This is a genomic window from Lacisediminihabitans sp., assembly GCF_036569425.1.
In the GTDB taxonomy this organism is placed as follows: Bacteria; Actinomycetota; Actinomycetes; order Actinomycetales; family Microbacteriaceae; genus Lacisediminihabitans.
Map to the genome: position 1 here is coordinate 1 of NZ_DATCQQ010000057.1, position 13,873 is coordinate 13,873.

Below are 13,873 nucleotides of genomic sequence, written 5' to 3' on the forward strand. Positions count from 1 at the left end.
CAACTGGTCAGTTCGGCGGGTAATACCGCTGTGGCGCGCGAATCTCCTGCGTTTTCGGGTGGGGTACCGCGGCATCCGGTTTCGTTCCCGGTGCTCTTCCGCCGCCTCGCTGCGACCCCTGTCCGAAAACGCAGGAGATATTGGCCGATTGCGCCCCGCGAGGCGCTGATTGCCGATGGTCGGCATCGAATCTCCTGCGTTTTCAGGGAGGGAGGGGCGCTGCCGGCACGGAGCGGAATCCCCTCCCCATCAGGAGCCCAGGCGAGGCGACTGTCCCCGCATGTCGGCGTTCCGGTCGCCGTTGTCGTGGATGCGGGAACCCTTCAGCAATGCAGAGCATTGAAGCGGTGATCAGGCGTTCGGGATTCTTTCTCCGACGGAGGGACCTGCTCGCGATGGGCTACTCGGACGATGGGATCGCCGCGGCACTTGCCAGCAAACGGATCTTTCGGGTGCGGCACGGCTGGTATTCCGTACCGGACGCGCCGGAGGCGGGAATTCGAGCCGTGCGGGTAGGGGGCCGGCTCACGTCGGTTTCGGCGCTGGAGAGTTACGGGCTGCCGGTCCCCCGCCGCCGCGAACTCCACGTCACGGTGGTGGAGACGTCGAGCCGGCTGCGGTCGGCGGATGACAAGCGCACTCGCCTGCCGAACGCCGGTGTCCGCGTGCACTGGACCGATCGCCGCGGGCAAGGTGGCTCGGTCTGGAGGGTTTCGGTCGAGGATGCGCTCGTGGCCGTTCTGAGCGATGAGTCCCGCTTCGTGGCCATCGCATGTTGCAGCGCGGTCCTGCGGCGCCTGGGCTGGAGTGCGGATCGAATGGCGGCAGTCTTTCGGAGAGCACCCGAACGCGTCTGGCCGTGGCTGGAGTTGGTGAGCGACCTGGACGACTCCCACGGCGAGACCCTTCTCCGGTTGGCCTTCGTCGAGGCACGGATGTGGTTCGAGCAGCAGTTTGTCGTCCGCGGAGTCGGGCACATCGATTTCCGGGTCGGCCCGCACACTTTTGTGGAGGTCGACGGGGCCCAACATGATCCATCGTGGATCGGAGACACGGAAAGCTCATTCGAGGGCGACCACGACCGCGACACGACGGTGGCGATCGACGGCGGCCGCGTGCTCCGGTACACCTACCGGCAGCTGTACCGTGACCTCCCTCGAGTTCTCGCGGCAATCCGACGCACGGTGGCCGATGACCTCGAACTCACGGCGCGTCGCGCGCAGCATCCGTATCGGCCCCGTGCATCCCGAAAACGCAGGAGTTCTGAGCCGCAACTGCCGCGATGACCCGGGATGTGACACTCGGGACGCGAATCTCCTGCGTTTTCGGGGGACGGGGACGGGGAACGGGGACGGGGAACGGGGACGGGGACGGGGAACGGGGAGGCCCGGCGGCTCAGCCGGCGAGGCGCTCGCCGAAGGTGCGCCGATAGGCGGTCGGCGTGGTCTGCAGCACCTTCACGAAGTGGTGACGCATGACCGCCGCCGTGCCGAAACCGCTCTCGGCGGCGATCGACTCGAGGCTCCGGCCGCTGGTCTCGAGCAGGTTTTGGGCGCGGAGGATGCGCTGCCGGTTGAGCCACGCGGCCGGCGTGGTTCCCATGTCGGCCCGGAAGCGGCGCGCGAACGTGCGCGGGGACATGAGGGACTTGCGGGCCAGCTGGTCGATCGTGAGGTCCTCGGCGAGGTTCTTCAGCATCCACTCCGCCACCTCGGCGAAGGAGTCGGCGCAGCGCTCGGTGATCGGGAAGTCGATGTACTGGGACTGCCCGCCGTCCCGCTGAGGCGGCACCACCATCCGCCGGGCGATCACGTTCGCCACCGAGGCTCCGAGCTCCTTGCGCACGATGTGCAGGGCGGCGTCGATGCCCGCGGCGGTTCCGGCGCTCGTCACGACCTTGCGGTCCTCCACGAACAGCACGTCCGGGTCGACCGTCGTGCCGGGGAAGGTTGCCGCGAGCCGGTCGGCGTGCATCCAGTGCGTGGTGCTGCGACGCCCGTCGAGGATGCCGGCCTGGGCGAGCGCGAACGCCCCGCTGCACACGCTCAGCACCCATGCTCCGCGCGCCTCGGCGGCCCGGATCACCTCGAGGTACGCCTCGTCCACGGTGTCGAGCGCGTGCGCGGGGACGGCGATGAGATCCGCATCGGATGCCGCGGCCAGGTCGTGTTCGATCATCATGTCGAAACCGAGGCTGGTGCGCACCGGGCCAGGGGCGGCGGTCGCGATAGTGAAATCGAACGCCGGCCCGCCGCTGTCGCTGCGGTCGATGCCGAACACCTCGCAGACCACGCCGAACTCGAACGGGGCGACCCCCGGCAGCGCGAGCAGAACGACCTTGTTGAGCATGACCACACCTTTGGCTGGATATGTACGATTGCTGGCAATGCTGCCACTCGTGGCGGATACTCGCAAGTCCTAGATTTACTGCCATGATCACTTTCGCACTCATCATCACGGGCCTCGCCGTCTGGGCGATCGCCGGGTCCCTCGTCGCCCTCCGCCACGACGGCTACCGCCGCCAGCCCACCCGGCCGCGCCACTGAACAACGCCGGTACTGAACGGCCCCGCCACTGAACGGTCGCGCCACTGAACGACGCCGGTACTGAACGACGCCGGGCGGTCGACGCCCGGTACTACCCTGTAGATCATGACTTGGCTTGTGACCGGCGGCGCCGGCTATATCGGTGCACATGTTGTTCGGGCGCTACTCGACGCCGGTCTTCGGGCGGTGGTGCTCGATGACCTCTCCAGTGGGCACAAGAGTTTCGTGCCCCGGGGGGTTGCGTTCGTGCAGGCATCGATTCTGGATGGCGCCCGCATCGTCGACACGATCGACGAGCACGAGGTGACCGGTGTGATCCACGTCGCCGGTTTCAAATACGCCGGTGTCTCGGTGCAGCGCCCGCTGCACACTTATGAACAGAACGTCACCGGAACCGCGATCCTGCTCGCCGCCATGAGCGACCGCAAGGTGGACCGCATCGTGTTCTCGTCGAGCGCGGCCGTGTATGGAACCCCCGATGTCGACATCGTCACCGAGGACACCGCGAAGAGCCCGCAGTCGCCGTACGGCGAGTCCAAGCTCATCGGCGAGTGGCTCCTGCGCGACCAGGCGGTCGCCGAGGGGCTGCGGCACACGTCGCTGCGGTACTTCAATGTGGTGGGCTCCGGGGATGAGAGCATCTCCGACACGAGTCCGCACAACCTCTTCCCGCTCGTGTTCGACGCGCTCGTGGCCGGCCGCACGCCGCGCATCAACGGCAACGACTATCCGACCCCGGACGGTACCAACGTGCGCGACTACATCCACGTGGCCGATCTTGCGGTCTCGCACGTCGCTGCAGCGCGGCGCCTGGATGCCGGCGAGCCGCTCGAGCCGGCCTACAACCTCGGCAGCGGGGACGGCGTGTCGGTGGGCGAGATCATGGCGACGGTGGCCGAGGTGACCGGCATTGATTTCACCCCGGAGATCGGCCAGCGACGCCCAGGGGACCCCGCCAGAATCGTGGCGGCCGGGGACCTCGCGGCACGGGATCTGGACTGGAAAATGCGGCATTCGCTGACCCAAATGGTGTCCAGCGCGTGGGCCGCGCGCCAGGCTTACGGCCGCTGACAGGCGATTCTCGGACGGCCCGATATATCGCGCCCCCCAATTGAGGGCCGCGGCGCGTCGCGAACCCTCGACAGCGAATTGAGGCTTTACCATTTGCGACTTGACGGGAGGGAACTACACGAGTGTAATTACTTCTAACGTGGTGCGCATGCCGAGCGCATTATCGAGGGGAGATATGTTATGGCGATCGACGAACAGCGCCGAGGTGTACCTGAGGACTGGTTCGTCGACCCCGTTCGACTGGGAGTTCCCGGCGTCCGTGGGAAACTCGACGACGAGAACCCGCTCTCCTGGCAGACGGATTCGCTGTGTGCGCAGACAGATCCGGAGGCCTTCTTCCCCGAAAAGGGCGGATCCACGCGAGACGCCAAGAAGATCTGCACGTCGTGCGAGGTCAAGGCTCAGTGCCTGGAGTACGCGCTGCAGAACGATGAGCGTTTCGGCATCTGGGGCGGGCTCTCCGAGCGGGAGCGCCGCAAGCTCCGCAAGCGCGCCTAACCACCACGCCATTCCGCATTAGCCCTGCCTGGGGCCAAGGGTGAGAGTGCCGTTGGCTACTTCGACGAGGTCGTCGGCAGAGGTGTTCCGGTCGGTCGGTGTGAGTTCGGTGTGAGAATGGCGACGCGAACCGCTCAATAGTCCTTACAGTGATGTGAGGGGGCAATGATGCAAGGATTCCCGCGGTGGGCGTTGCGTCCGGTGATGAGCGCCTGGGCTACGCAAAAAGAGCGCGAATTCGGAAGCATCCCGCGACCCACCGATGCCCCTCATGTGCACTCCGCCGGGGTCGACAGCGACCGCATCCTCGTCTTCGGGAGCGGTCCGGCGTTCGGATGGGGGGTTGTCAGTCACGACCTCGCCCTGCCAGGCTCGCTCGCCCGAACGCTGTCGGCCCGAACCGGGCGGGGTGTGGACGTCGACGTCGTCGCCAGCCCGCTGACAACCGTCAGCGTGGCGATTGGCGAACTCGACGGGTTGAGACTGTGGCGTTACGACGCCATCGTCGTGATCCTCGGCGTAAGCGAGGCCGCGCGCCTCACCTCCTTGCGTTCGTGGCGGCGGGGGCTGTCGAGGATGCTGCACCTTATCGAACAGGACTCGTCCCGCACCACGCAGATCTTCATGGTAGGTATCTACCCGATTCGGTCAGTTCCGGTGCTCGACACCCCGTTGGGCTCGGTTGCCGATCGCCACGCGAAGGCGCTGAACCGACTGACGGCGAGGGTGTGTGCTGAGTCGCCGCGCACGACCTTTGTTCCCTTTCCGGCCGCTCCGAGTCCCGTTGCGGGTCGCCACCGAAGCGCAGACGGTTACCTCTTCTGGGCCACACTCCTCGCGGATCGGATGACGGCTCCGCTCGATGCTGGGTGGTCTGAGCCCGACAACACTGCCGGTGAGTCCGCCGCGCCTGACAACGGCGCGCTCGAACAGGCCCGTCAGCACGCGGTCGATGGGCTGGGTATCCTCGACACCGAGCCCGAGGAACGGTTCGACCGTATCGTCGGGTTGGCGCAGCGCGTTTTCGGCGCTCACTCTGCGGCGTTCACGGTGATCGACCACGATCGACAGTGGAACAAGGCCGTCGCCGGAATGGCGCCGGGGGAGATTGCGCGCAGCAGCTCTTTCTGCGCGATCGCTATTCGGGAGCCAGGGCCGATGATTGTGCCCGATGCTCTCGCCGACGAGAGGTTTCGCGACAACCCGTTCGTGCACGGCGAACCGTACTTCCGTTTCTACGCGGGGTTCCCGGTCGAATCCCCATCGGGCGAACGCATCGGCGCGCTTTGTGTGTTCGATCCGGAGCCGCGGCCTGCGCGCGACGTCGACCTGGTGCTGCTGCGGGAGCTCGCGCTCATGGTGCAGAGCGAACTGTGGAGCCCCGAGCGTGTCTTCCGTGCGATCCGTGGCTCGCACGCTTAGTCTCGACTAGATGCAAGCGAGAGTCACCGCGATACTCGTTGTCCACTCGGGGGCGGCGTACCTCGAACGAACCATCGCCGGGATCGCTCGACAGACCCGTCTGCCCGAGGATGTGATCGGTGTCGACGCCGGTTCGACGGACGACTCGGCCGAGCTCCTCGCCGAATTCGGGCCCACCCAACTCGTCTCGGTCGGATCGAAGACCACCTTCGGCTCGGCCGTTGCCCGTGCCATGCACGTGGCGGCGCCCGCCGCATTCGCGCCAGCCGGGCCCGGCGCACCGCCGGCCGGCGCGACGGACGACGAGTGGCTGTGGCTGCTCGCCCACGACAACGCCCCGGAGCCGAACGCGCTCGCCCAGCTCCTCGCGGCCGTGGAGATCGCCCCCTCCGTCGCCGTCGCCGGCCCCAAGCTCATGCGCTGGGAACAGCCGGATGTGATCGCCGAGTTCGGCGAGACCATGACGCGATTCGGCGCCTCCTTCGCCCTCGTCGAGGGGGAACTGGACCAGGCCCAGCACGACGTGCAGGACGACGTGCTCGGTGTCGCGGCCGGCGGAATGCTCGTGCGGCGCTCGCTGTGGACCGCGCTCGGCGGATTCGACCCCGGCCTGCCGAGCATCGACGCCGCCCTCGACTTCTCGGTGCGGGCGCGCCTCGCCGGCTACCGCGTGGTGGTCGTGTCAGGAGCCCGGGTCGCGAGCGCCGGCGGCCCCGAGACCTTCGCCCGCCCGTCGGTGTCCGAGATGCGCCGGGCCCGCATCGCGCGCACGGCCCAGCTGCATCGCCGCCTCGTCTATGCGCCGGCCGCCTCGCTCGTGTTCCACTGGGTGTCGCTTGTGCCGCTCGCCGTGCTGCGCGCGATCGGACAGGTGCTCGCCAAGCGACCGGGGCTCGTCGGCGGAGAGTTCGCCGCCGCCTTCTCCGTTGCGTTCGGAACGACGGGGGTCGGCCGGGCCAGGCGCAACTTCGCTCGCAGCCGCACGCTCGGCTGGGCGGCCATCGCCTCGCTGCGCGTGCCTGGGCGCGCGGTGCGCGAACGGCGCGCGCAGGCGAGGGAAGAGGCGGCCTCCTCCACCGCCGTGGTGGTGCACGCCGCCCCGCGCGCCGGGTTCGTCGCCCACGGCGGCCTCTGGGTTGTCGTTCTCGCCGCGGTCGTCGGAATCATCTTCAGCGGCCCGGTGCTCGGCGCCTCCTCGCTCGTCGGCGGCACACTGCTTCCCCTGAGCGACACCGCCGGCCAGCTCTGGTCGCACGTGGGCTACGGCTGGCGCGAGATCGGGGTTGGATTCGTCGGCGCCTCCGACCCCTTCGCCTACGTGCTCGCCGTGCTGGGCTCGATCACGTTCTGGCAGCCCTCCCTCGGCATCCTCGGCGTCTACCTGCTCGCGCTGCCCCTCTCGGCACTCGGCGCCTGGTTCCTCGCGCGACGGCTCACCGAACGGGTGTGGCTGCCGGCGCTCGCCGCCGCCCTCTACGCCCTCGCGCCGCCGCTGCTCGGGTCGCTCTCCGCCGGCCACCTCGGCGCGTCGATCGTGCACCTCGTTCTGCCCTGGCTCGTGCTCGCCAGCCTCTCCGCGTCGCGATCGTGGTCCGCGTCGGCCGGCTCGGCCCTGCTGCTCGCGGTGGCCGCGGCATCCGCGCCGTCGATGGCGCCGGCACTGCTGGTCTGCTGGCTCGCGCTCGTGCTCTCCCGGCCGAAGAGCCTGCACCGGCTGATCTGGATTCCGCTGCCGGCGGCTGCCCTGTTCCTCCCGCTGGTCGTGCAGCAGTTCGTCCGCGGCAACCCGCTCGCCCTGCTCGCCGACCCGGGCGTTCCGGCCGGCGGGGCGGAGACATCCGGCCTGCGTCTCGCCCTCGCCTCGCCGGGCACCGGCCTGCACGGCTGGAGTTCGGCGCTCCACTCGCTCTCCCTGCCCGGCACCGCCCCGGTGGTGCTCGTGGCGGTGCTGCTCGCGCCGATCGGCGCCATCGCGCTGCTCGCGCTCTTTGTGCCCGGCTCCCGGCGGGCCATCCCGTCGATGATCGTGGCGCTGCTCGGTTTCGCCACCGCGGTGATCGGATCGCACATCTCCGTGGCGACGGCCGGCGGGGCGGCGATCGTGATCTGGCCGGGAGCGGCGCTCAGCCTCTACTGGCTCGGACTCATCGGAAGCGTCGTGACCGGGCTCGATTTCCTCGGCCGCGTCTCGGTGCCGCTCGGGGTGCTCGCCGGAGTGGCCTCGACCCTGCTCGTCGTGCCTCTGCTCGGCTCCCTGTACGCAGCGACGGCCACCGTGCATCCCGGCGCCCGCATCCTGCCGGCCGTGGTCACCGCCCAGGCGAACGGGCGCCCCGACGTCGGCACCCTCGTGCTGACTCCCCTCGCCGGCGGCGCCCTCTCCGCCGTCGTCGAGCGCGGCTCAGGCACGACTCTCGACGACCAGTCGACGCTCGCCTCCACGGCGACCAGGCTGGCCGCCGAGCAGAAGCGAGTGGCGACGCTGTCGGGCAACCTCGCGTCACGAAGCGGATTCGACGCCGCGTCGAGTCTGGGCGACCTGTCCATCGGATTCGTGCTGCTCGCCCCGGCCGAGGACAGCGAGCAGGCGGTGCACCGGCGCACGGCCGAGGCGCTCGACGGCAACTCGCTCTTCACCCCCGTCGGCAACACGGCCAACGGGCTGCTCTGGCGCTACGCCCTGCCGGACGGGACCGCGCCGCCGCGGCCAGGCAACACCGGCACCCAGCTCGGCGCCGGGATCCTCGTCGGCCAGGGCATCGTCTTCGGTCTCACCCTGCTTCTCGGCATCCCGACGGTGCGCCGGCGACGCCGCCAGAGCGTGAGCGGATCGGTGTTGGGCGAGCCGGCCGGAACCTTCGACGAGGGGGATCATGACTGACGACCTGGAACCGGAACCCGAACTCGAGGTCGCCCCGGGCCAGTTGCCTGGGCCGCTGCCGGAGCCGCTGCCGGCCTCGAAGACGCCCGGCCGCTCACGCGCCGCGGTGCTCGTCGGCGCGCGTATCGTCGCGGGAACCGTCGGCGTGGCCGTCGCGGCCATAGCGCTGGCCGCGGCCGCCCTGCTGCCGATCCCGAGGCACACCGTGACCCCGCCGTCCGTGCTCGTCACGCCCGTGGCCACGGCCCAGGAGCGGGTCTGTGCCGGGCCGCTTCTGCGTCTCGGCGACGAGAGCGGAGCCGCCGCCGCCGCGGCCAGCTCGGTGGGCAGGCCGGCCGTGCGCTTCGCGCAGTCGGCTGGGAAGGCGCAGACCGCACCGCTCAGTGCCACCGAGAACACGACAGGACTCGCCCCGCAGGTGCTCACGCTGCCGGCCGGCTCGTCGACCGCGGCGCGACCGCTCCTCGCGGGCGGCCAGTCCCAGACGGTGAGCTCCGAGGATCTCGTGGGCTTCGCGGCCGCCGAGTGCACGGAGGCCACGAGTGACAGCTGGCTCGTGGGCGGCGCGACCGACACCGGGCGCACCACCCTCCTTACCCTGAGCAACCCGAGCGCGGTCCCCGCCACGGTGACGCTCACGATCTACTCGGAGACCGGGGCAGTCAGCGCGGCCGGAACCGACGGGATCGTCGTCCCCGCCAGCAGCCAGCGGGTCTTCTCGCTCGCCGGCTTCGCCCCCAACACCGTCTCTCCCGTCGTACGCGTGCAGAGCCGCGGCGGACAGGTGGTCGCCAACCTGCAGCAGTCGACGGTGCGCACCCTCGAACCGGGCGGCGTCGACATCGTGGGCGCGGCATCCGGCCCATCCGTTTCTTCGGTGATCCCCGGCATGGTGGTCGCCAACTCGGATGCGGTCGTCGCGCGCCAGGGGGAGCCGGGCTTCGCCGACCTCGGGTCGGTGATCCGACTGTTCGTGCCGGGCGACAAGGCCGCAAAGGCACGCGTCAGCGTGGTGCCGGAGAACGGAACGGCGGAGATCAAGGCGGTAGCGGTGGATGTGCCGGCCGGACTGGTCACCGACGTTCCCCTCGACACCCTCGCCGACGGCAGCTACACCGTCACGGTCACCTCCGACATCCCTCTCGTCGCCGGCTCCCGGGTGTCCACCGTCGGTTCGACCGGCCAGAGCGACTTCGCCTGGCTCGCGGCCGCCGAAACGCTCGACCGCAAGGCGCTGGTGGAGGTCGCCCCCGGCCCGTCGCCCCAGTTGCACCTGGCTAACTCAGGTCGCACGTCGGCGACTGTGAAGATCGCCACGAAGGGCCAGCCGGATGCGACGGTGACCATCCCGGCGGGCCAGACCGTCACCTATCCGGTCGTCGCCTCATCCGCATACACCGTCAGCGGATTCTCGACCCTGTCGCTCGCGGTCAGCTACACCGGGGACGCGCAGGTCAGCGCATACACGGTGAGCAGTTCGGCGCCCGCGTCGCTTCCGATCCGCATCTACCCGTAGGCGGCGCAGCGAACGGCCGCTACAGGTGCCGGAAGCGCTCGGGGGCGAGGTCCCACGGGTCCTTGCCGAGCAGTTCGGCCACGGCGCGGAACACGCAACTCTCGATGAGCATCCGGCGGTGCAGGTCGTCGTGGTGGTGCAGGTGGGCCAGGCGCTCGATCGGCAGCCGGTAGAGGATCACGCGGCGCTCGGGGGCGATGACATGCCACCGGTCGATGCCGCCGCCCTCCCCGACCGCGCTCGGCAGGCCGGCCACCTCGAAGCTCACACTGGCGAGCTCGTCCGGCCAGATGTCCTTGAGGTACTCCGCGGTGGACGCCACCGTCATGTCGAAGAGGTCCGCGCGGGAGTGCAGCAGCGGCAGCTGCGGCCCGGTCACGGCCGAACGCATGCCCCGACCGTGGCGATCCCGCCAGCCCGGTCTCGCCGAGGCGCCTGCACTTCTGGGGCGAGCCATCCCTCGATTCTATCCGCCGCAGCGGGCTGCCCGACGTGCGCGGCGAGGCTCCCGCGGCGAGGGCCGCCGCGTGGCTAGAGTTGAGGCAAATGGATGGCAGACCCTGTAGCAAAGTGGCGTGCACGAACGACGCCGTCTCCACCCTCACCTACGTCTACGCCGACTCGATGGCGGTGCTCGGCCCGCTCAGCCGCCAGGCCGAGCCGCACAGCTACGACCTGTGCCCGAGGCACGCCGAGCGGCTGTCCGTGCCGCAGGGCTGGCAGGTGGTGCGGCATGTCTCGCTCGGTCGCACGGAGCATTCCGCCCTGTAGCGTTGTCCGCATGAACTCTGCCAGCTCCTCGGGCGCGATCGATCTCGCACCATTCATCAAGGCCTACGACGTGCGAGGCCTTGTCGGCTCGCAGCTGACGGATGAGGTGGTCGAGGCGCTCGGTGCCGCATTCGCCGACGAGGTGGAGGCGGCCGGCACGGATGTCGTGGTCGGCCACGACATGCGCGACTCGTCGCCGGAGTTCGCCGCCGCGTTCGCGCGCGGAGCGCAGGCCCGCGGGGCCAACGTGCTCTCGATCGGCCTCTGCTCGACCGACGAGTCCTACTTCGCCTCCGGCCACTTCAACGCCCCGGCCGCGATGTTCACCGCGAGCCACAACCCGGCCACCTACAACGGCATCAAGTTCTCCCGGGCCGGCGCCCGGGGCATCAGCTTCGACACCGGCCTCCGCTCGATCCGCGACCGCGCGCAGGAGTACCTGTCCACCGGCGTCGGCGCGGTCGCCGAGACCGGAAGCTTCCGCTCTGCCGACGTGCTTGCCGACTACGCCGCGTACTTGCGGTCCCTCGTCGACCTCTCTGGCATCCGGCCCATCCGCATCGTGGTGGACGCCGGCAACGGCATGGGCGGACTCACCGTGCCTGCCGTGCTCGGCGAGGCCGCCGGGCTCGCGAAACTGCCGATCGAGATCATCCCGCTCTATTTTGAACTCGACGGCTCGTTCCCCAACCACGAGGCGAACCCGCTCGAGCCGGCGAACATCGTCGACCTGCAGAAGGCCGTCGTCGAGCACGGCGCCGACCTCGGACTGGCCTTCGACGGTGACGCCGACCGCTGCTTCGTCGTGGACGAGGAGGGCAACGCCTTCACGCCGTCCGCGGTCGCCGCGATCGTCGCGCTGCGTGAGATCACCCGGGTGCGCAGGCTGCAGCCCGATGGTGACATCTTCGTGATCCACAACCTCATCACCTCGCGGATCGTGGAGGAGACCATCGCGGCCGCCGGGGCGATCCCCGTGCGCACGCGGGTCGGGCACTCGCTCATCAAGGACGAGATGGCCAAGACCGGGGCGATCTTCGGTGGGGAACACTCCGCGCACTACTACTTCCGCGACTTCTGGGGAGCGGACAACGGCATGCTCGCCGCCATGCACATCCTGGCCGAGTTCGGCTCGCACGACGGCCCGCTCGCCGCGCTGTCGAAGCAGTACACGCCGTACTCCGCGAGCGGCGAGGTCAACTCCACCGTCACCGACGTGCCGTCGGCGTACAGCCGCATCGTGGACGCGTACAACGGCATCGCCGAGTTCGACGAGCTCGACGGCCTCACCGTGACGGGGATCGTGCCAGCAGACGAGCCGTTCTGGTGGTTTAACGTGCGCCCGTCCAACACCGAGCCGCTGCTGCGTCTCAACGTGGAGGCGGCGACCCCCGAGGAGATGGCGCGCGTGCGGGATGCCGTGCTCGCGCTCATCCGGGAGTAGCGGGGGAGCGCGGCGCAATCCTTCCAGCGCCCTCCCTTCCAGCGCCCTCCCTCCAGCGCCCTCCCAAAACGCAGGACTTTCGCCATAAAAGCAGTGTCGGCAGCGCGTTTCGGGCCGGTCGGCGTTGAAACTCCTGCGTTTTGGGTCGCGGGAGCGGAACGGAGGTCGCGGGAGCGGAACGGAGGCCGCGGGAGCGGAGGTGCACAGAGGGACCTGTCAGAATGGGAGCATGTCGCTCACATCCACCAGCATTGCCGCGCCGTTCAAGGTCCGTGACCTCTCCCTCGCCGAGGCGGGTCGGCATCAGTTCAGGCTCGCCGAAAACGAGATGCCGGGTCTGATGGCCCTGCGCGAGGAGTTCGGCGACTCCAAGCCGCTGACCGGCGCCCGCATCGCCGGCTCGCTGCACATGACCGTGCAGACCGGGGTGCTCATCGAGACCCTCGTCGCGCTCGGCGCGCAGGTGCGCTGGGCAAGCTGCAACATCTTCTCCACCCAGGACGAGGCGGCCGCCGCCGTCGCCGTCGGGCCGAACGGCACGCCGGAGGCGCCGGCCGGGGTTCCCGTGTTCGCCTGGAAGGGCGAGACGCTCGAGGAGTACTGGTGGTGCACGAGCCAGATCTTCGACTGGTCGGCGGAAGCCAGCGCCACAGGTGAACACTGGGCGGGCCCGAACATGATCCTCGACGACGGTGGGGACGCCACGATCCTCGTGCACAAGGGCCGCGAGTTCGAGGCCGCACGCGCGGTGCCGGATGCCGCGGACGGTGACAGCCACGAGTGGCGCGTGATCCTGGACACCCTTCGCGCCTCGCTCGCCGCCTCCCCGGACCGCTGGACCCGCATCGCCGCGGAGATCCAGGGCGTCACGGAGGAGACCACGACCGGCGTGCACCGCCTCTACGAGCTGGCCAAGGCCGGCGAGTTGCAGTTCGCGGCGATCAATGTGAACGACTCGGTCACCAAGAGCAAGTTCGACAACAAGTACGGCATCCGCCACTCCCTGCCCGACGGCCTCAACCGCGCCACCGACGTTCTGATCGGCGGCAAGGTCGTGTTCGTGGCCGGCTACGGGGATGTCGGAAAGGGCGCGGCGGAGGCCCTCAAGGGCCAGGGCGCCCGCGTGATCGTGAGCGAGATCGACCCGATCAACGCGCTGCAGGCCGCGATGGACGGATTCCAGGTGACCACGATCGAGGATGTCGTCGGCGACGTCGACATCTTCGTCACCGGCACCGGCAACGAGAACGTGCTCACCGTGGACCACATGCTCGGCATGAAGCACCTCGCGATCGTCGCCAACGTCGGCCACTTCGACAACGAGATCGACATCGCCGGCCTCGAGAAGCTCCCCGGCACCGAGAAGATCGAGATCAAGCCGCAGGTGCACGAGTGGCGCCTGCCCACCGGGCGCAGCATCCTGGTGCTCTCCGAGGGGCGCCTGATGAACCTCGGAAACGCGACCGGGCATCCGTCCTTCGTCATGAGCAACTCCTTCACCAACCAGGTGCTCGCCCAGATCGAACTCTACGCGCACGGCGAGAACTATGAGAAGAAGGTCTACGTGCTGCCGAAGTACCTCGACGAGAAGGTCGCCCGCCTTCACCTCGACGCGCTCGGCGTGAAGCTCACCGTGCTGTCAGAGAAGCAGGCCGCCTACATCGGCGTGCCGGTCGACGGCCCGTACAAGGTGGACCACTACCGCTACTGATCGCCGCAGTCGC

11 protein-coding genes are annotated in these 13,873 nt (G+C 69.3%); 9 read left to right on the plus strand and 2 right to left on the minus strand.

Going from position 1 to position 13,873, the window contains the following annotated elements; all coding sequences use genetic code 11:
* Positions 1–329 precede the first annotated feature (329 nt).
* Positions 330–1,286, plus strand: a complete 957-nt coding sequence (locus VIM54_RS09430) for a hypothetical protein (RefSeq protein ID WP_331900815.1) — start codon at positions 330–332, stop codon at positions 1,284–1,286.
* A gap of 109 nt (positions 1,287–1,395) precedes the next feature.
* On the opposite strand, the gene VIM54_RS09435 is transcribed toward VIM54_RS09430, so the two are convergent.
* Positions 1,396–2,349, minus strand: coding sequence for a GlxA family transcriptional regulator (locus tag VIM54_RS09435; protein ID WP_331900816.1), 954 nt, complete (start codon positions 2,347–2,349; stop codon positions 1,396–1,398).
* A 302-nt stretch (positions 2,350–2,651) separates the two neighbouring features.
* Between VIM54_RS09435 and galE the strand changes: the two genes are divergently transcribed.
* The 5 genes from galE to VIM54_RS09460 all read left to right on the plus strand — a co-directional run bounded on the left by galE (position 2,652) and on the right by VIM54_RS09460 (position 9,934).
* On the plus strand, positions 2,652–3,617 hold the full coding sequence (gene galE / locus VIM54_RS09440) for a UDP-glucose 4-epimerase GalE (protein ID WP_331900818.1): 966 nt from the start codon (positions 2,652–2,654) through the stop codon (positions 3,615–3,617).
* 180 nt (positions 3,618–3,797) lie between these two features.
* The gene (locus VIM54_RS09445) at positions 3,798–4,115 is read left to right on the plus strand and encodes a WhiB family transcriptional regulator (protein ID WP_331900820.1); all 318 of its coding nucleotides are present in this window, start codon (positions 3,798–3,800) and stop codon (positions 4,113–4,115) included.
* Between the two features lie 411 nt (positions 4,116–4,526).
* Entirely contained in the window at positions 4,527–5,537 is a 1,011-nt protein-coding gene (locus VIM54_RS09450) for a GAF domain-containing protein (RefSeq protein WP_331900821.1), read from the plus strand.
* A gap of 10 nt (positions 5,538–5,547) precedes the next feature.
* A complete protein-coding gene (locus tag VIM54_RS09455) occupies positions 5,548–8,418 on the plus strand; it encodes a glycosyltransferase family 2 protein (protein ID WP_331900822.1) in 2,871 nt (956 codons plus the stop codon).
* On the plus strand, positions 8,411–9,934 hold the full coding sequence (locus tag VIM54_RS09460; protein ID WP_331900824.1) for a DUF5719 family protein: 1,524 nt from the start codon (positions 8,411–8,413) through the stop codon (positions 9,932–9,934). The genes VIM54_RS09455 and VIM54_RS09460 overlap by 8 nt, the downstream gene beginning before the upstream one ends.
* A 19-nt stretch (positions 9,935–9,953) precedes the next feature.
* Here VIM54_RS09460 and VIM54_RS09465 read toward each other — a convergent pair whose 3' ends face one another.
* Positions 9,954–10,391: a metallopeptidase family protein gene (locus tag VIM54_RS09465; RefSeq protein WP_331900826.1), complete on the minus strand. Its 438-nt coding sequence runs from the start codon at positions 10,389–10,391 to the stop codon at positions 9,954–9,956.
* A gap of 89 nt (positions 10,392–10,480) precedes the next feature.
* Between VIM54_RS09465 and VIM54_RS09470 the strand changes: the two genes are divergently transcribed.
* The 3 genes from VIM54_RS09470 to ahcY all read left to right on the plus strand — a co-directional run bounded on the left by VIM54_RS09470 (position 10,481) and on the right by ahcY (position 13,860).
* Positions 10,481–10,705: a DUF3499 family protein gene (locus VIM54_RS09470; protein ID WP_331900827.1), complete on the plus strand. Its 225-nt coding sequence runs from the start codon at positions 10,481–10,483 to the stop codon at positions 10,703–10,705.
* A gap of 10 nt (positions 10,706–10,715) precedes the next feature.
* Positions 10,716–12,149: a phosphomannomutase/phosphoglucomutase gene (locus VIM54_RS09475; RefSeq protein ID WP_331900829.1), complete on the plus strand. Its 1,434-nt coding sequence runs from the start codon at positions 10,716–10,718 to the stop codon at positions 12,147–12,149.
* A 229-nt stretch (positions 12,150–12,378) separates the two neighbouring features.
* The gene (gene ahcY, locus VIM54_RS09480) at positions 12,379–13,860 is read left to right on the plus strand and encodes an adenosylhomocysteinase (protein ID WP_331900831.1); all 1,482 of its coding nucleotides are present in this window, start codon (positions 12,379–12,381) and stop codon (positions 13,858–13,860) included.
* Positions 13,861–13,873 lie beyond the last annotated feature (13 nt).